This is a genomic window from Streptomyces sp. NPDC030840 (assembly GCF_055572015.1).
The window spans coordinates 438,870-460,029 of sequence record NZ_JBVIEE010000004.1; the positions used below are offsets into that span (position 1 = coordinate 438,870).

Below are 21,160 nucleotides of genomic sequence, written 5' to 3' on the forward strand. Positions count from 1 at the left end.
GGTGGCGTACCGCGTACGGCCGCGCTTCGGTGGCGTGCGGGCCACTGCCGGGCCGGGGCCCGGGGCGGTGGCCCGCACACCGGACGTGAACGTCGGTTGTGGGCTGGGACGGCGGGCGTCAGACGGCGAGCGCCTGGGCGCGGCGCTTTACCTCCGTGCCGCGATTCTCCCTCAGGGCCTGGGCCGGGGTCCCCGGCAGGCTCGGGTCGGGGGTGAAGAGCCACTCCAGCATCTCTTCCACCGTGAAACCGTCGTCCCTCAGGAGCGTCAGGGTGCCGGTCAGGCCCTTGACGACCTTGTCCCCGTCGATGAAGTCGGCGGGGACGTACAGCGCGCGGTTCTCGCCCCGGCGCACGGCGATGAGCTGGCCCTCCTTGACCAGCTGCCGCACACGGGTCACCTCGACGCCGAGCATGTCGGCGATCTCGGGGAGGTTGAGCCACGCGGGGACGAGAGCATCGATCTTTGCGTCAATCTCGGTCACGGCATCAAGACTGCCATCCCGGACTGACAGCCGGTAGCCGAGCCGCCTCCGGCGCAGGTCAGGGGTGTGCCGACCGGGGGGATCGGCTACGCCGTCGCGCTCTTCAGCGGGCGTGACGGGTCCGCCAGCAGCTCCGGGTCCATGGGCGTGCCCGCCTCGATCAGCCGCCGTCCCTGCGCCAGGTCCCGGGGCCGGCCCACCGCGAGGAGGGCGACCAGGCGTCCCTCACGCAGCCAGCACACCGACCAGGCGGCACCCGCGGCGTCGCCCCGCCACACGGTCATGTCGGCCGCGGCGTGGTGGCCGGCGTACTGCACGAAGCGGCCGAACTGTTCCGACCAGAAGTACGGCACCGGGTCGTACGGCGCCGGGGTCTCGCCGATGATGTTGGCGGCCACCGTGCGGGGGCCCTGGAGGGCGTTGTCCCAGTGGTGGACCAGGAGACGTTCGCCGTACCGCCCCGAGGGGAAGGACGCGCAGTCACCGACGGCGTAGACGTCCGGCGCGGAGGTGCGCAGGTGGTCGTCGGCCACCACCTCGCCGTACGCGCCGAGCTCGATGCCCGAGTCCCTCAGCCACACCGTCGCCGGGCGGGCCCCGATGCCCACGACCACGGCGCCCGCCGGCACGCGCGAGCCGTCGTCCAGGATCACCGTCCCGTCCTCGACGCGGTCCACGCGCGCGTGCGTGCGCAGGACCGCCCCGCTGTCCGCGTACCAGGCGGCCATGGGGGCCGCCACCTCGGCGGGGAGGGTTCCGGCGAGCGGGCGGTCGGCGGCCTCGACGACCGTCACCGCACAGCCCGCCTCACGCGCGGCCGTGGCGAACTCCGCCCCGATCCAGCCGGCCCCCACGACCACGATGTCGTGCTGCCGGGCCAGGACGGGCCGCAGCCGCTCGGCGTCGTCCAGGGTGCGCAGCAGGTGCACTCCGGGCACGCCCTCGGCGCCCGGCAGCCGGACGGGTTCCGCGCCGGTCGCGAGGACGAGGACGTCGTACGGGACGGGGCCGGTCGCCGTTTCCAGTTCGTGGTCCCGGGGGCGCACGCCCAGCACCTCGCGGCCGAGCTGGAGCTCGATGCCGAGTGCCTCGAAGTCGACGTCGAAGGCGGATCCCTCGGCCTTGCCGAGCAGGACGGCCTTGGACAGCGGCGGCCGGTCGTAGGGCTGGTGGGGCTCCGCGCCGATCAGGGTGACAGGGCCCGTGAAGCCCTTCTCGCGCAGCACGACCGCGGTCTGCACCCCGGCCATGCCGGCGCCCACGACGACGACCCGTCGCCGCGTCCCTCGTGCCTCCGTCTGCTCGCTCACCTGATCACCATAGACACCTGACGAACTGTCAGTCAGCGGTCGGGCTCAGTGAGCTGTTCCACAACGCTCGTTCCGCTGCCCGGCTGCGACTCCCACTCCCAGCTCTCCTCCAGGCGCACACGTCCGTCGGGGAGCTCGGCCACGAGGGACACACAGTGCCCTGACGACGTCGTGCCGTCCCGCTTCAGCTGCACGTACCGGAAGTCCAGCCGGTCGCCGTCACGGGTACCCACCAGGTGGCCGCGTACGACATCGCCGCCCGCGTACTCGGCCCAGATCTCGCCGTCCTTCTCGTGGTACGTGAACCGGGTGCGGGTGCCGACCTGACCTGGGGCCTGGCCCGCGACGGGGGCGAGGACGAGACCGTCGAGAGATCTACAGAGCGGGGCGGAGCCCCTCGTTCGAGGGTGGTGGTGGGAGACGGGCGGGCGGGCCATGGGCTGAGGCTCCCTTACTGAGGCGAACGGCACGGGCTAGGGTGGCCAGCGTAAGCACTCGCGGGAGCCCGGACGCACCGGGCTGAGAGGGAGGCTGGCGGCCTCCGACCGTACGAACCTGATCCGGGTCATGCCGGCGAAGGGAGGGGCTGGACGCCCATGTCGCGTACACGTACAGCAGACGTCCTCGTCGTCGGGGGCGGCATCATCGGGCTCGTGACGGCGTGGAGGGCCGCGCAACGCGGGTTCGCCACAGCCGTCGTGGACCCCGAGCCGGGCGGTGGAGCCGCGCGCGTGGCGGCCGGGATGCTCGCCGCGGTGACCGAACTGCACTACGGGGAGCAGACGCTGCTCGGCCTCAACCTGGCGTCCGCGCGCCGCTATCCGGACTTCGCGGCCGAGCTGACGCAGGCCACGGGCCTGGACCTCGGATACCGCCAGTGCGGCACGCTGGCGGTGGCGCTCGACGCCGACGACCGCGCCCACCTGCGTGAACTGCACGCGCTGCAACAGCGGTCGGGGCTGGACTCCCAGTGGCTGAGCGGACGGGACTGCCGCCGTCTCGAACCGATGCTCGCGCCGGGCGTGCGCGGCGGGCTGCGGGTGGACGGCGACCACCAGATCGACCCGAGACGGCTCGCCGGGGCTCTCGTCGCGGCCTGCGAGCGTGCCGGGGTGGTCTTCCACCGGACGTGGGCCGAGAGGCTCCGTGTCGTCCGGGAGCGGGCCGCGGGGATCAGGACGGCCGACGGCACCGACCTGGCCGCCGGGCAGGTCGTCCTCGCCGCGGGGAGCCTGAGCGGGCGGCTGGCGGGCGTCCCGGACGACGTCCTGCCGCCCGTACGGCCCGTGAAGGGGCAGGTACTGCGGCTGGCCGTGCCGAAGCGGTACGCCCCTTTCCTGAACCGGACCGTGCGTGCCGTGGTCCGCGGCAGCCACGTCTACCTGGTGCCCCGCGAGAACGGCGAACTGGTCGTCGGCGCGACCAGCGAGGAACTCGGCTGGGACACCACGGTCACCGCGGGCGGGGTGTACGAACTGCTCCGCGACGCCCACGAGCTGGTCCCCGGCATCACCGAACTCCCGCTCACCGAGACACGCGCGGGACTGCGCCCCGGCTCTCCCGACAACGCGCCCCTGCTCGGCCCGACCGAGTGCGACGGGCTCCTGCTCGCGACCGGCCACTACCGCAACGGCGTCCTCCTCACACCGGTCACCGGTGACGTCATGGCGCATGCACTCACTACGGGCGAACTCCCCGAGGAGGCGCGCGACTTCACCCCCAGGCGCTTCGCCGCCGCCTCTCTCACGGAGCAGCCCGCATGAACACCGTGGACATCCTCGTCAATGGAGAGCGGCGGCAGATCGCCGCGGGCACCGCTCTCGCCACTCTCGTGGAAACCCTCACCGCGGCCCCGTCGGGCGTCGCCGCCGCGCTCAACGAAACCGTTGTCCCGCGCGCGCGGTGGGCGTCCACTCCCCTCTCCGAGGGGGACCGCGTCGAAGTCCTCACCGCCGTCCAAGGAGGCTGACCCATGGCCGACGACCCCTTCGTCCTCGGCGGTACGACGTACTCGTCCCGTCTCATCATGGGCACGGGCGGAGCGCCCAGCCTCGACGTCCTGGAGCGAGCGCTCGTGGCGTCCGGCACGGAACTGACGACGGTCGCGATGCGCCGCGTGAACCCGAAGGCGCACGGCTCGGTGCTGTCCGTGCTGAAGAAGCTGGGCATCCGGGTACTGCCCAACACCGCGGGGTGTTTCACCGCGGGCGAGGCCGTGCTGACCGCCCGCCTCGCGCGCGAGGCGCTCGGCACGGACCTGGTGAAGCTGGAGGTCATCGCCGACGAGCGCACGCTGCTGCCCGACCCGATCGAGCTGCTGGACGCCGCCGAGACCCTGGTCGACGACGGTTTCACGGTGCTGCCGTACACCAACGACGACCCCGTGCTGGCGCGGAAGCTCCAGGACGCGGGCTGTGCCGCGATCATGCCGCTGGGCTCACCGATCGGCTCCGGGCTCGGCATCCGCAACCCGCACAACTTCCAGCTGATCGTGGAGCACGCGCGCGTGCCGGTGATCCTGGACGCGGGAGCGGGCACCGCGTCCGACGCCGCGCTCGCCATGGAACTGGGGTGTGCCGGTGTGATGCTCGCGTCGGCCGTGACCCGGGCGCAGGAGCCCGTGCTCATGGCCGAGGGGATGCGGCACGCGGTGGAGGCGGGCCGGCTCGCGTACCGGGCGGGACGCATTCCGCGGCGCCACTTCGCCGAGGCCTCGTCGCCGACGGAGGGACGGGCGGCCCTCGACCCGGAGAGGCCCGCGTTCTGAGGGTTCGGTTCGGGGCCGGGGCCGGGGCCCGAAGCCCCGAGGCGGTGCGAGGGGTGCGCGTCGCCGGGGCGTCAAGGTGCCCCATGCGCCCCCGCTGACGTCGCGCGACAGTCACAGGTCTGCTGCATTCCGCCCCCGGCGCCCCGTGGCCGACGGAGCTGACAGTGGCGGCCCCTACACTCGCCTGCGTGGACACGACCCTTCAGGACCCGCTTGTCGGCCAGGTGCTCGACGGCCGCTACCGGATCGACGCGCGGATCGCGGTCGGCGGGATGGCCACGGTCTACCGGGCCCTGGACACCCGCCTCGACCGCGTGCTCGCGCTCAAGGTGATGCATCCGACCCTGGCCGCCGACGGCACGTTCGTCGAGCGCTTCATCCGCGAGGCCAAGTCGGTGGCGCGGCTCTCCCACCCGAACGTGGTGGGTGTCTTCGACCAGGGGACGGACGGTTCGTACGTCTACCTGGCGATGGAGTACGTCGCCGGATGCACCCTGCGTGACGTGCTGCGCGAGCGCGGGGCCCTGCAGCCCCGGGCCGCGCTCGACATCCTGGAGCCGGTGCTCGCCGCGCTGGGTGCCGCGCACCGGGCGGGGTTCGTGCACCGCGACATGAAGCCGGAGAACGTCCTGATAGGGGACGACGGCCGGGTCAAGGTGGCGGACTTCGGTCTCGTGCGGGCCGTGGACACGGTGACGAACACCACGGGGCAGGTCCTCGGCACCGTCTCCTACCTCGCCCCGGAGCAGCTGGAGAACGGCACGGCCGACACCCGTGTCGACGTGTACGCGTGCGGGGTCGTCCTCTACGAGATGCTCACCGGGGGCAAGCCGCACTCCGGGGACTCCCCCGCGCAGGTGCTCTACCAGGCGCTCAACGCGGATGTGCCGCCGCCCTCGGCGTCGGTGCCCGGACTGCCGTACGAGCTGGACGAGTTGGTGGCCTCCGCGACCGCCCGCAACCCCGATCTGCGCCCGTACGACGCGGTGGCGCTGCTCGCGCAGACCCGGGACGCGCGGGCCGGGCTGAGCGACGAGCAGCTGGACGCGGTGCCGCCGCAGGCCGTCTTCGCGGACCACCCGGGCTCCGAGCACCGGACGAGCGTGATCCCGCGCTCGCTGTCGGGGCAGCGGCCGTTGCCGGTGAACGAGGACGAGGGGGTGGACCGGACGAGCCGGTTCGAGAGCCCTCCGGTCGCGTCCCGGCGGCGCGGCGGCGGTGTCGCCCGGCGCGGGCCGCTCGCGATCGTCGTGGCCGTCCTGCTCGTGCTCGGTGCCGGTACCGGTGTCTGGTACATCAACTCGGGCCAGTTCACCAAGGTTCCGGCGGTGCTGACGCAGACCGAGGCCCAGGCCACGAAGCGGATCGAAGCCGCCGGGCTCGAGGTGCGGACCACGTACGCGTTCCACGACACCATCAAGCGTGGCCTGGTGATCAGTACCGATCCGAAGCCGAGCGCCCGGATCCGGGACAACGACACGGTGACGCTGACCGTGTCCAGGGGCCCCGAGATGGTGAAGGTGCCCGACCTGCAGGGCATGCGGCTGAGCGAGGCGAGGTCCCGGCTGAAGGAGCAGGGCCTCGAACCCGGCCAGGTCACACGGTCGTTCAGCGAGGAGGTCCCCTCCGGCTCGGTGATCAGTACGGAGCCGGGGGCCGGCACCGAGCGCCGCTCCGGGTCGGCCGTCGCGCTGACCGTCAGCAAGGGCGCGCCGGTGGAGGTGCCGGAGGTCACGGGCGCGTCGGCCCAGGACGCCAGGGCGGAGCTGGAGGGCGCGGGCCTGAAGGTGAGGATCGCCGCGGAGCGGGTCAACTCCGAGTTCCAGCGGGGGCTGGTCGCCCAGCAGTCGCCGGGCGCGGGCGAGGAGGCCGCCCAGGGCGACACGATCACCCTGACGATCTCCAAGGGTCCCGAGATGGTCGAGGTCCCGGACGTCGTGGGCGACAGCGTGGGCGAGGCCAAGCAGAAGCTGGAGGCGGCCGGTTTCCAGGTCAGGGAGGACCGGGGGCTCCTCGGGCTCTTCGGTGACGAGGTGAGGAAGCAGTCGGTCAAGGGCGGGAAGACGGCGCCCAAGGGGTCGACGATCACGATCCAGATCCGCTGACGGGTCCCTCCGGGGGTTGGCGGGGCTTCCGGGGGTGGGCCGGGGGTTGTTTCGCCCCCGCCGCCCCTACCCGTCCCATCACCGGGGGGCTCCGCCCCCGGACCCCCCAGGGGTTTTTGATCAGTGCGGGTCGGGTGTGGCTGGTCGCGCAGTTCCCCGCGCCCCTTACGGGGGCGCGGGACCCCGCTCTCCAGCCACATGACACCCTGAGAAGGTGACCGGCAAGTACCTTCGCAATCCCGTGGGAAGCCACGTTCCCGTGGCCGGTGGGCTGCACTCCGTGGGCCTGACCTACGCGCACGACCTCAAGGCGGAGACCGTACAGGTCTTCGTGGCGAACCCCCGCGGGTGGGCGACCCCGCCAGGAAACCCGAGGCAGGACGAGGCGTTCCGCGAGACGTGCGACGCCGAGTCGATACCCGTGTACGTCCACGCCCCCTACCTGATCAACTTCGGCTCGCACACCGAGGCCACGGTCGAGAAGTCGGTGGAATCGCTGCGCCACTCACTGCGCAGAGGCCGCGAGATCGGCGCCCTCGGCGTGGTCGTCCACACCGGAAGCGCGACCGGTGGCCGTGACCGCTCCGAGGCGCTCAAGCAGGTCCGCGAACACATGCTGCCGCTGCTCGACGAACTGACCCACGACGACGACCCGCACCTCCTGCTGGAGTCCACCGCGGGGCAGGGCTCCTCACTCTGCTCGCGCACCTGGGACTTCGCGCCGTACTTCGAGGCACTCGACGCCCATCCGAAGCTGGGGGTCTGCCTGGACACCTGCCACGTCTTCGCCGCGGGCCACGACCTGACCGGGCCCGACGGGATGCGCCAGACCCTCGACCTGCTGGTGGACACCGTCGGCGAGGGCCGGCTCAAGCTGATCCACGCGAACGACTCCAAGGACGTCGTCGGCGCCCACAAGGACCGTCACGAGAACATCGGCTCCGGACACATCGGCGAGGACCCGTTCCGCGCGCTCATGACCCACCCCGCCACGGAGGGCGTCCCGCTGATCATCGAGACACCCGGCGGCAAGGTGGGTCACGCGACGGACGTGGAGCGGCTGAAGAAGCTCCGGGAGGGCTGACGGCCTCCGTACGGGTCAGCCCGCCGCCAGGGGGTACGCGGCCAGCGCCAGCCCCGCCCCCAGGAGCGCCATCGACCATCGCAGCCAGCGGTACTTCGCCGCCAGGATGGCGCTGACGTCCTGAAACTGTGTCAGCAGCCAGCGCACCCGGTCCTGTCCGGCCTCCGCGACGGAGGCACACAGCGCGTCGAGGTCAGGAGCGGTGACCCCGTCGGCGTAGAACGTCGGGCCGGGTGTCACCCGCCTGGTTCCGGTCCGGGGCGCGATCACCGCGAACAGCAGCAGTGTTCCGGCCGCCCAGAGCACCCCGCCGGCCACGAGGAGCGCGAGACCGGCACCGGTGACGCCGTCCACCGCGCGGCCGTCGCCGAGCACCAGCGCGGGCGCGGCCACGGCCCCCGTGAGCAGCACGGACGCCTTCACGTCCGCCCTGCCCAGGTCCTCCCGCACGGTGACCAGCAGCCGTTCGGCGACGTAGTGCGCGGCGGTGTCCGACTGCGCCGCGGATTCCGGCAGGCTCATTCCCGCCCCCCTGGCCCGGCCGGGTCGTCCTTGGTGAAGCCCACGGGCACGTCGTCCTCCGGCTCGGCGGCCGGCGGGAGCGGCGGCGCGTCGGTGTGTGCCGCCGGGGGAAGCGGCGGGACGGGCGGTATGGGCGGGGCCGGCAGCGAGGTCGGGGCGGGCGGCAGCCCGTTCTGGAAGACGCCGGTGGAGACCGTGCGGGCGTAGTCGATGAGTGCCTGCACCTGGTCGTCGATCTGGTGGCGCTGGACCATGCCCTGGTTGATCAGGTTGGTCAGGTAGTCCAGGGCGCCCTTCCGCTGGTCCCTCGCCTGCTGCTGGAGCTCGGCCAGGATCTCGTGCGCCCGGCTGGGATCCTGGGCCAGGAGGTGGGCGTACTGACCCGTCTCGCCCGCGCTGATCAGCTCACGGGCGGCCGCGATGTTCGCGTCGATCCGGGCCTTGTGGGCGGCGTCGATGGCCTGCTGGACCTCGCTGCCCTTCTCCACCGCGACCATCTGGGCCTGGTGGTCGGCGGCGGCCTGGCCCAGGTCGATGCGGATGAACACCTGGGTGGCGAGGCCCAGATCGGCCCCGAAGTCGCTCCAGCGGCCGCTGGCCAGCTCGGCCTGGATCGCCTCGTCCGCCTGCTGGGCCGAGTCCAGGCTGTGCCGCCTGCTGACCCCGCGCAACCGGGCCTCCAGCGGCGGGCGGAGCATCCGCTCCACGTCCACCACCCGCTTCTCCGCCGCCAAGTGGAAGTCCCGTACCTCCCAGTTGACGTCGGCCCCCGCCTTGAACCTCGCCCGGTCGCCGAACGTGGGCAGCTCCAGCTGGAAGGACACCTGGTGCTGTCCACGCGCGACCCAGCAGACCGAGGTGGGCTTGCCCATCAACGGCTTGTTGTGGTGCTCCGCCCCGCGGACCGTGACGACGCTGTGCCCGCCGTTGCGGTAGTAGAGCACCGACGCCACCTGGCTGTGGCGGTGCCGGTACGGGCCTTGGGGCGTGAACTCCGTGACGAAGGGCCCTCTGAGGTCGTGCGGGAGGACGAACTCCCCCTGCCAGTTCTGGGGCTGCCACTGCTGCTGGCCCCACATGTGGTGCGTCATCGCGTACCCGCTCCCTGGACCGCGCCCCTCAAGCGGCGGACCTGCTGGTCGTTCAGTGGATGGTCTGGATCTTCGGACAGTTCGTTGATCAGTGACAGCAGCCGGTCCCGGTCGTCCTGCCGGTGCACGAGCCGCGGCAGGAACCGTTCCAGGTACTCCTCCCAGGGCCGGCCGGCGCTTCCGCGCAGCCAGTCCGACAGCGCCTCCCGGGCCGCCTCGTAGGAGCGCGGCGTCTGCAGCGCCGTCCACAGGAGCCCGGCGAGCTCTGCCGCGAGGGCGGGGCGCACGGCGGCGATGGCCAGCATGAGGGGCCAGTCACCGTGGCCTTCGAGGTCCGGGTGCTGGTTCCACAGGTCGACCACGGAGACGGAGGCGAGGAACACGGTGCTCTGCAGGCCGAGGTCCTGCTGGAGCCGCCGCTCGTCGGACAGCCAGGCTCGCATCCGCTGGAAGGTCAGGGGGTCGCAGTGGGCCCCGGCGAAGTGGGCGACCTGGACGGCCGCGTCGGCGCGCAGCCTGCCCTCGTTCCAGACGCCGATTTCGCCCAGCAGGTCCAGTGTCTCCCGGACCGTGGGAGTCGCCCGGCCCCGGCCGAGCACGGCGCCGGCCGTCCAGCGCAGGTGCTCGTCGCCCTGGCGCGCCCAGTGGCCGACCAGCGACCCGATGGCGGTGCCCACCTCGGGAGAGGTGAGGGCCATGTCGAGGACGGTGGCGGCGAAGAGACGGCGGCGCACCTGGGCGGACTGGGCCATGGGCCGGACGAGTTCCTGCACGGTGTGCGAGCAGTCGAGCTCGCACAGCGCCCCGGCGGCCATGGCAGCACGCACCCAGACCTCGGGGCGGGAGTCCTCCAGGAGCCCGGCCAGCCAGCGCAGCACGGGGCCGCGCACGTTGTTCCGGTACCGCCACACATGGCCGAGGACGGCCGGGGCGAGCGCCTTGCCGCCGAACCGTACGGTGCGCACCGGCACGTCCTCGGTCCCGACCTGTTCCACGCCGGGCTCCTCCACCGCGCGGGCGGACGCGAGCCAGGCGCCCACGCCGTCGCTGAACAGGGGGCGGCCCGGTGTGGACTCCGGGTCGACGGTGACGGTGAGCTCCCAGGCGAGCACCTCCGCGGCCTCGGCGACCGTGCTGAGCGAGGCCCCGCCCAGCACCGCCACGGCGATCCGGTACGCCGCGTCGCGCAGGCGCTGTGGGCTGTCCGACCGCAGGCCTCCGGCGAACCACTCGTCGGCCTGCGCCCTGGCGAAGCCGCGGCAGCCGTCGAGGAGTTGCGCGCGCGTCAGGTCGCCCCGCGCGTGCCGGGCCAGGAGACCGGCGAACCGGGCCGCCTCCGCGGGGCGCAGGTCGTCCAGGCCCTTGGCCTCCACCACCGCCGGGTCGTCGGCCAGGGCGAGCGCCTGCCGGTACAGGTCGGCGGGTTCCTCTTCGAGTTCTTCGGCCAGGTGCCCCTCCAGTACGGCGGCGGCCGCCGCCGGCTGGTGGGAGCGGTGATAGCGGCCGCCCCGGGACAGTTCGTCACCGGGCTCGGGGGTGGCCAGCAGGACGGCGTACGCCTGCTGTTTCCTCAGCAGTTCGCAGAGCCGGTCGAGGCCGGTCTCGTCCGGCAGTTCGGCGGTCGTCGGCTTCAGCGCGTACCCGTGGCCCTCGCTGATCTGGCCGTCCTCGAGCCGCCCGAGGTCGGCGTGGGGGTCGAGCCGGGAGACCTGGCCGCGGGTCAGGTCGTCCAGCAGGGACAGCGCGGTGTACTCCCGGCCTGTCCCGGGTTGTCCGCACAGCACGAGGAGCCGCCCGGACCGCAGATGTTCCTTCAGCTCGCGATACCCCTCCGGCTCCTGGAAGACCCGGCGCAGGCCGCGCAGTTCGTCCTCGGGCACCGGGCCCGCGAGCAGGCGCGTCCCCTGCCGGCCGAACACGTTGAGGGTCCCGATGCTGCCGGAGCTGATGAGGGTGCCGTCCCCCTGCTGCGAGGCGAGGTTCGGACCCGCCGACCGGTAGACCCGGGAAGCCGCCGCGGCGGCTCCGGGCAGCCCCTCCTCGGCGAGCGGGTCGGCGGCGGAGCCTCCGATGACGTCCGCCTGCGCCGGTTCGGGACCGGCCGCCGCGTCGTGGTGCGGCGACTGGTCCGGTCGTGCGCCCGGCTGTGGCCTGTCGTTGCCTGGCTGTCCCGGGCGGCCGCCGGCGGCTGGCTTGGGGGGCGCGCCCGCGGGTGCGGCGTTCGGCGCGTTCACCGTTCACCGCCGGCGGGCGGGGTGGGCGGGTGCTGGTTGATGCCGCCGATCCACCCGGCTTGGATGAAGGTGCCCGTGCCCCCCTGGTTGTTCTGCACGTTGCTGACGCCTGGCCGCTCCGGCCGGGCCGTCGTGCCGGGGTCCGGCGTCCGGGGCGCCGGCCTTTCCGTGCCCGGCTGCGGCAGCGGCGGTTCCGGCAGTCCGGGGACCATGAACCAGGCGGTCCGGCGGCCTTCCTTGAGTTCCACCTCGTGACTGCGGTAGTGCTGCGGTTCCACCCAGCGGCCCCCGGGTCGTACGACCTCGTCGTACAGCCGGTCGGAGACCGCCACGACCAGCGGCGAGCCCGGTGCCGCCGCGAGCACCGCCTTCGCCGTGTCGCAGTCGCCCAGCCGGCAGGCCAGGTCGACCGCCCGCCCCGAGCGGCCGTGGGCGTCGGCCGTGACCGGGCCGATGTGCATGCCCGCCCGCAGCCGGAGCGGGACCTTGAGCCCGGCGTTGCACTCGCGGAGGTTCTGGTGGAGGTACTCCAGCCACTCGCCCACCACCCGCCGGGGCGGGACGGTGGACGTCAGGATGCTGAGGATGCCGTCTCCACGGTCCTCCTGGTAGAGGCGCGGCGGTCTGATGCCGGCCTGTTCGAAGGCCTGGCCCGACACGTCGTACAGCCTGCGCCGCATCTCCGGTTTCTCCGAGTCGGACAGCAGGCCCGATCCCTGAGTGTCCAGATTGACGATGAAGCCGTACTCGGCTTCCCCCTGCATCGCTCTCTCCTTCCTGCCGCCCCGCACAGCCCTGCCGCCGCTGACCGCGGCCTCTTCCGATGCTTCCGGGACAGGTGGGTCACCGCTGTAGCCGTTTACACAGCGCGGGTGAACAGCACGGGACTTCCGTTGTTTCCGCCGCCCTCCGGGGGGTGTTTCACCACGCCCCCTGGGGGTCCTTGTCCTGGTTCTCTCCGCTCGCCAGCAGGCGCAGCGGTTCGAGATCGGCGACGACGAGGGTGCCGGGACCGGTGCGGACGAGGCCCTGCTCGCGCAGGAGGCGCAGCGCCTTGGCCACGGCCTCGCGGGTGGATCCCACGGAGGCGGCGAGTTCGTGCTGGGCCAGGGGCAGCCGGATGGTCACCCCCTCGTTCCCCGCCGTGCCGGTGCGGTCCGCGAGTTCGACCAGCCGTTCGGACAGGCGCCGCAGCACCGTCATGGAGGCCAGGGCCCGGCGCTCGTGGTCCGCGCTGCGCAGTCGTTCGGTGAGCTGGCTCACCACCAGCGCGTGGGCGTGCGGCCGGGCCGCGAGATAGCGGCGGAACCGTTCGCCGGGGACGACCAGCCCGGTCACGGGGCCGAGGGAGCTCACCGAAGCGCTGCGTGGGCGGCCGTCGAGGGCTGCCATGTCACCCACGACCTCACCGGCCTGCCGCAGGCCCAGGATCAGCCGGCCGCCGCGTTCGGTCGCCGTCCACACCGTGCACCAGCCGGACAGGATGACCACCGCGAACGTCGTGCGTTCGCCTTCGGCCAGCATCGTGGCCTGGGGCGGGTACGGGTGCCGGGTGCCGATACCTGCCAGCGCCTCGCGATCCGCCGGCCCCAGTCCCCCCATGAAGGTATGGCGCTCTCCGAACAGCCCCACCGTCGTCCCCCGACCGCTTTCCCCCGACCGACTACCGCAAGCGGAATTACCGCGGGCCTCACAGACGTGCCTTCGCACGTCGCCGCCCGCCAGGCAAGGTTCCAAGAGTAGCGCCCTGCGTACACCGAGGCACCGCCCGTTACCGGAATGCGACCGCGCTCCCAAGGATCGCCACGGAAACGTCACGGCACCTGAGACCGCGTCACGCGACCCTGTTGAGGAATACCCCCAGGGGGTATACGGTTTCCCGTGCGACGACAGGAACCGCCACTCTGCATTGGGGGCCACCATGGAGCACGGCGCACACGCGCACCACACCCATGAGGAACACGCGCACGAGGGACACGTGCACGAGGGACACACCCACGGGGAACACGCGCACACCCCCGGCGCCACCACCTGGGGCACCGCCGCCAAGGCCACCCTCCACTGCCTCACCGGCTGCGCCATCGGCGAGATCCTCGGCATGGTGATCGGCACGGCGCTGGCCTGGCACAACGCGCCGACGATGATCCTCGCCATCGCCCTGGCCTTCTTCTTCGGCTACTCGTTCACGCTGTACGCCGTCACGAGGGCGGGCCTGCCCCTGAAGGCCGCGATCGGTGTCGCGCTCGCCGCGGACACCGTCTCCATCGCCGTGATGGAGCTGGTCGACAACGGCGTGCTCCTGCTGGTCCCGGGCGCGATGGACGCCCACCTCTCCGACGCCTTCTTCTGGTGGGCGCTCGCCCTGGCCTTCGCGATCGCGTTCCTGGTGACGACACCGGTCAACAAGTGGATGATCGGCCGGGGCAAGGGCCACGCGGTGGTGCACCAGTACCACCACTGACGCCAGAAAGAACGCCAGGCGTCACCGGATGCCAGGAATCAGAGCTCGGGGCCGTCCCCGGGCTCTTCCTGGTACGAGTAGCGCTGCTCCCGCCAGGGATCGCCGAGGTTGTGGTAGCCGCGCTCCTCCCAGAAGCCGCGCCGGTCGGCGGTCATGTACTCCACGCCGCGGACCCACTTGGGGCCCTTCCAGGCGTACAGGTGGGGCACGACGAGCCGCAGCGGGAAGCCGTGCTCCGCGGTGAGCAGCTCACCGTCCTTGTGGGTGGCGAAGATCGTGCGCTCGGAGGCGAAGTCGTCGAGCCGGAGGTTGGAGCTGTAGCCGTACTCCGCCCACACCATGACATGGGTGACGGAGGGCGCGGGCGGCGCGATCCGAAGGATCGTACGGGCGGGAACCCCGCCCCATTCGGCGCCCAGCATGCTGTACTTCGTGACGCAGTGCAGATCGGCCACGACCGTGGCGTGGGGCAGGGCCGTGAACTCCTCGTGCGTCCAGGAGCGCTTCTCACTGTCGGCGGTGGCACCGAAGACGCGGAAGTCCCAGCGTTCGGAGCGGAACTTGGGTACGGGTCCGTAGTGCGTGACCGGCCAGCCGCGCTGCAGTCGCTGGCCCGGCGGAAGCTGCGGCTGCTCCGCGCCCGCCGACGCGCGGTCTCCGGATGCGCGAGACGAGCGATCTCCAGATTCGCGTTCCACCGGCTGGCCCATGACTCCATCCTGACAGACCCCGAGCGGCGGAGATGACCCACCCCACCTCGACTCGGACAAATTGGACTAAGTGTGCCCTTACTTACTAAGCGTGCACTTACTGGACGGGGCCCGGACCTCGGTGGAATCATGCGGCGCACCTGCCAGTCCCCCCGCTTGGAAGGAGCCTCTGCGATGCAGGGCGACCCCGAGGTCATCGAATTCCTCAACGAGCAGCTGACCGCCGAGCTCACCGCGATCAACCAGTACTTCCTGCACGCGAAGATGCAGGAGAACTTCGGCTGGACCAAGCTCGCGAAGTACACGCGCGCCGAGTCGTTCGACGAGATGAAGCACGCGGAGGTGCTCACCGACCGGATCCTGTTCCTTGAGGGCCTGCCGAACTACCAGCGGCTGTTCCACGTGCGGGTCGGGCAGACGGTCACCGAGATGTTCCAGGCCGACCGGCAGATCGAGGTCGAGGCGATCGACCGGCTCAGGCGCGGCATCGAGGTGATGCGCAACAAGGGTGACGTGACGTCCGCGAACATCTTCGAGTCGATCCTCGCGGACGAGGAGCACCACATCGACTACCTCGACACCCAGCTGGAACTGGTGGAGAAGCTCGGCGAGGCGCTCTACATCGCCCAGCTGATCGAGCAGCCGGAGAGCTAGGCGGATTCGTCGGAGCTAGGCGGCTTCCTTGAGCCCGTCGAGCCCGTCGACCCCTTCGAGCTCCGACAGTACCGGCCGGCCCGCGTCGGCCAGGTCCCGGCGGGGGCACGACCCCCGGCCGAGGATCGCCTGAATACGGCGTACGCACGAACCGCAGTCGGTACCGGCCTTGCACGCGGACGCGATCTGCCGGGGGGTGCAGGCACCGTCCTCCGCGTGCCGCTTGACCTGCTGCTCGGTGACGCCGAAGCAACTGCAGACGTACACGCGGTTCACCTCCCGCCGGGATGGGTCAACGGTCGCCCTCCCGCTTGATCGGTGAGGCTAACCTAACCTTACCCGTCCCGTCGGGGCCGCAAAAGTGGAGTGGGGCGCGGATCGTATGTGATCCGCGCCCCACTTCATGGCTGAAAACAACCGGTAACAGGTGAACCCGTCACTGGTCCCTGTACATCTCGGCGACGAGGAACGCCAGGTCGAGCGACTGGCTGCGGTTGAGCCGGGGGTCGCAGGCCGTCTCGTAGCGCTGGTGCAGGTCGTCGACGAAGATCTCGTCGCCGCCGCCCACGCACTCGGTGACGTCGTCACCGGTCAGCTCCACGTGGATGCCGCCAGGATGGGTACCGAGGCTCTTGTGGACCTCGAAGAAGCCCTTGACCTCGTCGAGCACGTCGTCGAAGCGGCGGGTCTTGTGACCGGAGGCCGCCTCGAAGGTGTTGCCGTGCATCGGATCGGTCACCCAGGCCACGGTCGCGCCCGAGGCGGTGACCTTTTCGACCAGCTCGGGCAGCTTGTCGCGGACCTTGTCGGCGCCCATGCGGACGATGAAGGTCAGCCGGCCCGGCTCGCGCTCGGGGTCGAGACGCTCGATGTACTGCAGCGCCTCCTCGGCCGTCGTGCTCGGGCCGAGCTTGATGCCGATCGGGTTGCGGATCTTCGAGGCGAACTCGATGTGCGCGTGGTCCAGCTGCCGGGTGCGCTCGCCGATCCACACCATGTGCGCCGACACGTCGTACAGGTGGCCCGTACGCGAGTCGACCCTGGTCAGCGCCGACTCGTAGTCGAGCAGCAGCGCCTCGTGGGAGGAGAAGAACTCGACGGTCTTGAACTCCTCCGGGTCGGCCCCGCAGGCGTGCATGAAGTTGAGCGCGTTGTCGATCTCGCGCGCGAGCTGCTCGTAGCGCTGCCCGGACGGGGACGACTTCACGAAGTCCTGGTTCCAGGCGTGCACCTGGCGCAGGTCGGCGTAGCCGCCCGTGGTGAAGGCGCGCACCAGGTTCAGCGTCGAGGCGGACGCGTGGTACATCCGCTTCAGGCGCTCGGGGTCCGGGACGCGCGCGGCCTCGGTGAAGTCGAAGCCGTTGACGGAGTCGCCCCGGTAGGTCGGGAGCGTCACGCCGTCGCGGGTCTCGGTCGGCTTGGAGCGCGGCTTGGAGTACTGCCCCGCGATCCGGCCGACCTTCACGACCGGCACGGAGGCCGCGTAGGTGAGCACCGCGCCCATCTGGAGCAGCGTCTTGAGCTTGTTGCGGATGTGGTCGGCGGACACCGCGTCGAAGGCCTCGGCGCAGTCGCCGCCCTGGAGCAGGAACGCCTCGCCCTTGGCGACGGCTCCCATCCGGGCGCGCAGCTGGTCGCACTCGCCCGCGAAGACGAGCGGCGGATACGACTCGAGGTCCGCGATCACTGCGCGCAGAGCCTCGGTGTCGGGGTACTCGGGCTGCTGCGCCGCGGGCAGGTCTCGCCAGGTGTTGCCAGCGCTCGCGCTGGACTTAGCGTTCACGGTCACGACGCCCACATTACGGGGTTGTGTCCGGCGTCCATCCCCATGCCCATCAAGTGAGACGAACCCCGCTCGATCGGGGCGCTCGGTCGAAGCGCTCGGCCGCCCGGTCGAAGCGGCGGGTTCCGGCCGTGCGGGGCACGGCGCATGGGGTACGGTGTGGCGCATGTTCGCGCACTCGACCCAGAACCAGAACTGGTGGTGGACCGCTCATCCGGCGGCCCACTGACTGCGCGTACGCACCACTTCGCGAAGGCCGCCCGAGGGGCGGCCTTCGGCGTTTCGGCACCAGGGTCGTTCCTCTCCCGCAGATCCCACTGATCTCCCTCAGCGCTGAGAGCGCTGAGAGCACCGAGAGAAGGAACCGGACCCATGAACCTGCCCGACCTGCTGGCCGATCCCCGTCCCTTCGCCCTGCTGCGCCGCCGCACCCCGGGCCGCGACCACGGCGTGGTGGAACTCCTCCTCGGCCCGGTATCCACCTGCGAGCGGCTGGCCGACCTCCCGGACGAGGGCCTGGCGCTCATCCCCTTCCGCCAGATCCGCGAGCGCGGCTTCGACGTCCGCGACGACGGCACACCCCTGTCGGTGCTGACTCCCGAGGAGCGGTACGGGATCCCGCTCGCCGACGTACTGGAGGGCCTGCCCACGCACGACGTACGGGTCGAGGGCGGCGGCTTCGACGTGGCGGACGAGGAGTACGCCGGGATCGTCGGGCGGGTGCTGCGCGAGGAGATCGGCCAGGGCGAGGGCGCGAACTTCGTGATCCGGCGGACGTACGAGGGCGAGATCCCGGGGTTCGGGCGCGCCGACGCCCTGGCGCTCTTCCGGCGGCTGCTGGAGGGTGAGCGGGGTGCCTACTGGACGTTCGTGGTGCACACCGGTGAGCGCACGCTGGTGGGGGCGAGCCCGGAGGTGCACGTCCGCATGTCCGGCGGGACGGTCGTGATGAACCCGATCAGCGGGACGTACCGCTACCCGGCCGAGGGCCCGACGCCGGAGCACCTGCTGGACTTCCTCGCCGACGGCAAGGAGATCGAGGAACTCTCCATGGTCGTCGACGAGGAACTCAAGATGATGTGCACGGTCGGCGACATGGGCGGGGTGGTGATCGGGCCGCGGCTGAAGGAGATGGCCCATCTCGCCCACACCGAGTACGAGTTGCGGGGGCGGTCGTCCCTTGACGTACGGGACGTGCTGCGGGAGACGATGTTCGCGGCCACCGTCACGGGATCGCCCGTGCAGAACGCGTGCCGGGTCATCGAGCGGCACGAGACGGGCGGGCGCGGCTACTACGCGGGCGCGCTGGCACTGGTGGGCCGGGACGCGGGTGGGACGCAGACGCTGGACTCGCCGATCCTCATCCGGACCGCCGACATCGACGCGGCGGGGCGTCTGCGGGTGCCGGTGGGTGCCACGCTCGTCCGGGGCTCCGACCCTCGCAGCGAGGTCGCCGAGACGCACGCGAAGGCGGCGGGTGTGCTGGCCGCGCTGGGTGTACGTTCCGGCCGCCCCTCTCAGGAGCGGGTGCGGCCGCGGCTGTCGGACGATCCCCGGGTGCGGGCGGCGCTCGACGGCCGGCGGGCCTCGCTGGCGCCGTTCTGGCTGCGGATGCAGGAGCGGTCCGACGTGCTCGCGGGCCACGCCCTCGTCGTGGACGGCGAGGACACGTTCACCGCGATGCTCGGGCATGTGCTGCGGTCGTCCGGGCTGGAGGTGACGGTGCGGCGGTACGACGAGCCGGGGCTGCGGGAGGCGGTGCTCGCGCACGAGGGGCCTGTCGTGCTGGGGCCCGGGCCGGGGGACCCGTCCGACACGGGCGACCCCAAGATGCGGTTCCTGCGGGGGCTGACGGCGGATGTCGTGCGGGGGCACCGGCACGGTGTTCTCGGTGTCTGCCTCGGTCATGAGCTGATCGCGGCGGAGTTGGGGCTGGAGATCGTGCGGAAGGCGGTGCCGTACCAGGGGGCCCAGACGGAGATCGATCTGTTCGGGAGGGTGGAGACGGTCGGTTTCTACAACAGCTTCGTGGCGTACTGCGATGACGAGTCGGCGGAGGAGCTGGGGGCGCACGGGGTGGAGGTGAGCCGTGCCGCGAACGGTGAGGTGCATGCGGTGCGGGGGCCCGGGTTCGCCGGGGTTCAGTTTCATCCGGAGTCGGTGTTGACGCTGAACGGTGCGGTGGTGGTAAGGGAGTTGATCGCCCCCGCCGCCCTTACCCGTCCCACCCCTGAGGGCTCCGCCCCCAAACCCCCGCTGTCGGCCTGACGGCCTCGTCCGCGAACGCCGGACGGGCTGAGAGACTCAGCCCGTCCGGTGTTCGAGAAGCCGGGGCCCCCGAGAGCCGCCCCGCCCCCCCCCGAAACGGGTCCGGGGCGAAGCCCCGAAGAACGGCCCCCGGGGCCGCATCCCCGTACTCGGGACCAACGGGTAACAGGAGCGCAGACCCGGGTTCGGAGCCGGGCGCAGACCCGGAGGCGGAGCCGGACACACGCCCAGCTCCGGAGCCAGACCCGCTCGGGCTCGGAGCCGGACCCAGAGTCGAACACAGGATCGAGCTCGGAGCCGGACGCAGGCCCGGGCTCGCGGCCGGACGCAGGCCCGGAGGCGGAGCCGGACACACGCCCAGCTCCGGAGCCAGACCCGCTCGGGCTCGGAGCCGGACACAGGATCGAGCTCGGAGCCGGACGCAGGCCCCGTCTCCGAGTCGGGCGCAGACCCGGAGGCGGGGTTGGGCGCAGACCCGGAGGCGGGGCCGGGCGTAGGCCCGAGGCGGGGTTGGGCGTAGGCCCGAGGCGGGGCCGGGCGTAGGTGCGGCTTCCTGGGGGTGCGGGGGCGTAGAGCTCTTGGCGGGGCTGGAGGGGCGGAGCCCTTGGGGAGGGGGCGGGGAAGAGTCTGCGGGTCGGCTCCGGGGTCAGCCGAAGAAGACGCCTACCTCCTCGTACAGCTTCGGGTCGACCGTCTTCAGCTTGGCCGTGGCCTCGGCGATGGGTACACGGACGATGTCGGTACCGCGCAGGGCGACCATCTTGCCGAAGTCCCCGTCACGGACGGCCTCGATGGCGTGCAGCCCGAAACGGGTGGCGAGCCAGCGGTCGAAGGCGCTCGGCGTGCCGCCTCGCTGGACATGCCCGAGGACTGTCGTGCGGGCCTCCTTGCCGGTGCGCTTCTCGACCTCCTTGGCCAGCCACTCACCGACGCCGGAGAGACGGACGTGACCGAAGGAGTCGAGGGACTCGTCCTTCAGGACCATGTCACCGTCCTTGGGCATGGCTCCCTCCGCCACGACCACGATCGGCGCGTACGACGCCCGGAAGCGCGAGGTCACCCAGGCACAGACCTGGTCGACGTCGAACCGCTGCTCGGGGATGAGGATGACGTTCGCGCCGCCCGCCAGGCCCGAGTGGAGCGCGATCCAGCCGGCGTGACGACCCATCACCTCCACCACCAGGACCCTCATGTGCGACTCGGCGGTGGTGTGGAGACGGTCGATCGCCTCCGTGGCGATGCCGACCGCCGTGTCGAAACCGAAGGTGTAGTCCGTGGCCGAGAGGTCGTTGTCGATCGTCTTCGGGACGCCGACCACCGGGACGCCGTACTCGTCCGTGAGGCGCGCGGCCACCCCCAGGGTGTCCTCGCCGCCGATCGCGACGAGCGCCTCGACCTCCTGCTTCGCGAGGTTCTCCTTGATCCTGCGGATGCCGTCGTCCTGCTTGAGGGGGTTGGTCCGCGAAGAACCGAGGATGGTGCCGCCGCGCGGCAGGATGCCGCGCACCGCGGGGATGTCCAGCCGCACGGTGTCGTTCTCGAGCGGACCCCGCCAGCCGTCCCGGAAACCGACGAAGTCATAGCCGTACTCCTGCACGCCCTTGCGGACGATGCCCCGGATGACGGCGTTGAGCCCGGGGCAGTCGCCGCCTCCGGTCAGTACTCCGACCCGCATGGAAATGTCCCT

At 71.8% G+C, this 21,160-nt stretch carries 21 protein-coding genes and 1 riboswitch; of the genes, 9 read left to right on the forward strand and 12 right to left on the reverse strand.

All coding sequences use genetic code 11. The annotated features are described in order from the left end of the window. Positions 1-118 precede the first annotated feature (118 nt). The 3 genes from ACZ49J_RS12325 to ACZ49J_RS12335 form a co-directional block, all read right to left on the reverse strand. On the reverse strand, positions 119-484 hold the full coding sequence (locus ACZ49J_RS12325; protein ID WP_467451456.1) for an Rv2175c family DNA-binding protein: 366 nt from the start codon (positions 482-484) through the stop codon (positions 119-121). Positions 485-570: 86 nt separating this feature from the next. Next, entirely contained in the window at positions 571-1,794 is a 1,224-nt protein-coding gene (locus ACZ49J_RS12330; protein WP_467451457.1) for an NAD(P)/FAD-dependent oxidoreductase, read from the reverse strand. Positions 1,795-1,826: 32 nt separating this feature from the next. Further along, entirely contained in the window at positions 1,827-2,231 is a 405-nt protein-coding gene (locus ACZ49J_RS12335; protein ID WP_467451458.1) for an avidin-fold protein, read from the reverse strand. A 50-nt stretch (positions 2,232-2,281) separates the two neighbouring features. Further along, positions 2,282-2,393, forward strand: a riboswitch (TPP riboswitch). Here ACZ49J_RS12335 and thiO point away from each other — a divergent pair. From thiO to ACZ49J_RS12360, 5 genes are all read left to right on the forward strand, one after another. Beyond that, positions 2,391-3,557, forward strand: a complete 1,167-nt coding sequence (gene thiO, locus ACZ49J_RS12340; protein WP_467451459.1) for a glycine oxidase ThiO — start codon at positions 2,391-2,393, stop codon at positions 3,555-3,557. Its footprint overlaps the riboswitch before it by 3 nt. Next, positions 3,554-3,763 carry a sulfur carrier protein ThiS gene (thiS, locus tag ACZ49J_RS12345; RefSeq protein WP_467451460.1) on the forward strand — a complete coding sequence of 70 codons (210 nt, stop codon included), beginning with the start codon at positions 3,554-3,556 and terminating at the stop codon, positions 3,761-3,763. The genes thiO and thiS overlap by 4 nt, the downstream gene beginning before the upstream one ends. Before the next feature lie 3 nt (positions 3,764-3,766). Further along, a complete protein-coding gene (locus tag ACZ49J_RS12350; RefSeq protein WP_467451461.1) occupies positions 3,767-4,561 on the forward strand; it encodes a thiazole synthase in 795 nt (264 codons plus the stop codon). Positions 4,562-4,749: 188 nt separating this feature from the next. Further along, the gene (gene pknB / locus ACZ49J_RS12355; RefSeq protein ID WP_467451462.1) at positions 4,750-6,666 is read left to right on the forward strand and encodes a Stk1 family PASTA domain-containing Ser/Thr kinase; all 1,917 of its coding nucleotides are present in this window, start codon (positions 4,750-4,752) and stop codon (positions 6,664-6,666) included. Between the two features lie 214 nt (positions 6,667-6,880). Beyond that, on the forward strand, positions 6,881-7,750 hold the full coding sequence (locus ACZ49J_RS12360; protein ID WP_467451463.1) for a deoxyribonuclease IV: 870 nt from the start codon (positions 6,881-6,883) through the stop codon (positions 7,748-7,750). Positions 7,751-7,765: 15 nt separating this feature from the next. Here the strand turns inward: ACZ49J_RS12360 and ACZ49J_RS12365 are convergent, their stop codons facing one another. The 5 genes from ACZ49J_RS12365 to ACZ49J_RS12385 all read right to left on the reverse strand — a co-directional run bounded on the left by ACZ49J_RS12365 (position 7,766) and on the right by ACZ49J_RS12385 (position 13,199). Beyond that, positions 7,766-8,272 (reverse strand): Pycsar system effector family protein, encoded by a 507-nt coding sequence (locus tag ACZ49J_RS12365; protein WP_467451464.1) that lies wholly within the window; start codon positions 8,270-8,272, stop codon positions 7,766-7,768. Next, the gene (locus tag ACZ49J_RS12370; protein WP_467451465.1) at positions 8,269-9,363 is read right to left on the reverse strand and encodes a hypothetical protein; all 1,095 of its coding nucleotides are present in this window, start codon (positions 9,361-9,363) and stop codon (positions 8,269-8,271) included. Before ACZ49J_RS12370 ends, ACZ49J_RS12365 begins: the two co-directional genes overlap by 4 nt. Then, on the reverse strand, positions 9,360-11,597 hold the full coding sequence (locus ACZ49J_RS12375; RefSeq protein WP_467451466.1) for a hypothetical protein: 2,238 nt from the start codon (positions 11,595-11,597) through the stop codon (positions 9,360-9,362). The genes ACZ49J_RS12370 and ACZ49J_RS12375 overlap by 4 nt, the downstream gene beginning before the upstream one ends. Next, positions 11,594-12,361 carry a nucleotidyl cyclase domain-containing protein gene (locus ACZ49J_RS12380; protein WP_467451467.1) on the reverse strand — a complete coding sequence of 256 codons (768 nt, stop codon included), beginning with the start codon at positions 12,359-12,361 and terminating at the stop codon, positions 11,594-11,596. The genes ACZ49J_RS12375 and ACZ49J_RS12380 overlap by 4 nt, the downstream gene beginning before the upstream one ends. 157 nt (positions 12,362-12,518) lie before the next feature. After that, positions 12,519-13,199, reverse strand: a complete 681-nt coding sequence (locus tag ACZ49J_RS12385; RefSeq protein ID WP_467451468.1) for a Crp/Fnr family transcriptional regulator — start codon at positions 13,197-13,199, stop codon at positions 12,519-12,521. Positions 13,200-13,518: 319 nt separating this feature from the next. On the opposite strand from ACZ49J_RS12385, the gene ACZ49J_RS12390 reads away from it, so the two are divergent. Beyond that, positions 13,519-14,058: a DUF4396 domain-containing protein gene (locus tag ACZ49J_RS12390; protein WP_467451469.1), complete on the forward strand. Its 540-nt coding sequence runs from the start codon at positions 13,519-13,521 to the stop codon at positions 14,056-14,058. A gap of 38 nt (positions 14,059-14,096) precedes the next feature. Here the strand turns inward: ACZ49J_RS12390 and ACZ49J_RS12395 are convergent, their stop codons facing one another. Next, positions 14,097-14,768 (reverse strand): sulfite oxidase-like oxidoreductase, encoded by a 672-nt coding sequence (locus tag ACZ49J_RS12395; RefSeq protein WP_467451470.1) that lies wholly within the window; start codon positions 14,766-14,768, stop codon positions 14,097-14,099. A gap of 174 nt (positions 14,769-14,942) precedes the next feature. Between ACZ49J_RS12395 and bfr the strand changes: the two genes are divergently transcribed. Next, positions 14,943-15,422, forward strand: a complete 480-nt coding sequence (bfr, locus tag ACZ49J_RS12400) for a bacterioferritin (protein WP_467451471.1) — start codon at positions 14,943-14,945, stop codon at positions 15,420-15,422. 15 nt (positions 15,423-15,437) lie between these two features. On the opposite strand, the gene ACZ49J_RS12405 is transcribed toward bfr, so the two are convergent. Then, on the reverse strand, positions 15,438-15,698 hold the full coding sequence (locus ACZ49J_RS12405) for a (2Fe-2S)-binding protein (protein ID WP_467451472.1): 261 nt from the start codon (positions 15,696-15,698) through the stop codon (positions 15,438-15,440). Between the two features lie 160 nt (positions 15,699-15,858). Further along, positions 15,859-17,211: a class II 3-deoxy-7-phosphoheptulonate synthase gene (locus ACZ49J_RS12410; RefSeq protein WP_467451473.1), complete on the reverse strand. Its 1,353-nt coding sequence runs from the start codon at positions 17,209-17,211 to the stop codon at positions 15,859-15,861. A gap of 160 nt (positions 17,212-17,371) precedes the next feature. On the opposite strand from ACZ49J_RS12410, the gene ACZ49J_RS12415 reads away from it, so the two are divergent. Together ACZ49J_RS12415 and ACZ49J_RS12420 are read left to right on the forward strand one after the other, a co-directional pair. Further along, positions 17,372-17,434: a trp operon leader peptide gene (locus ACZ49J_RS12415; RefSeq protein ID WP_152788727.1), complete on the forward strand. Its 63-nt coding sequence runs from the start codon at positions 17,372-17,374 to the stop codon at positions 17,432-17,434. Positions 17,435-17,577: 143 nt separating this feature from the next. Then, entirely contained in the window at positions 17,578-19,473 is a 1,896-nt protein-coding gene (locus ACZ49J_RS12420; protein WP_467451474.1) for an anthranilate synthase family protein, read from the forward strand. A gap of 646 nt (positions 19,474-20,119) precedes the next feature. Here the strand turns inward: ACZ49J_RS12420 and ACZ49J_RS12425 are convergent. Then, entirely contained in the window at positions 20,120-21,148 is a 1,029-nt protein-coding gene (locus ACZ49J_RS12425) for a 6-phosphofructokinase (RefSeq protein WP_467451475.1), read from the reverse strand. Positions 21,149-21,160: the final 12 nt, after the last annotated feature.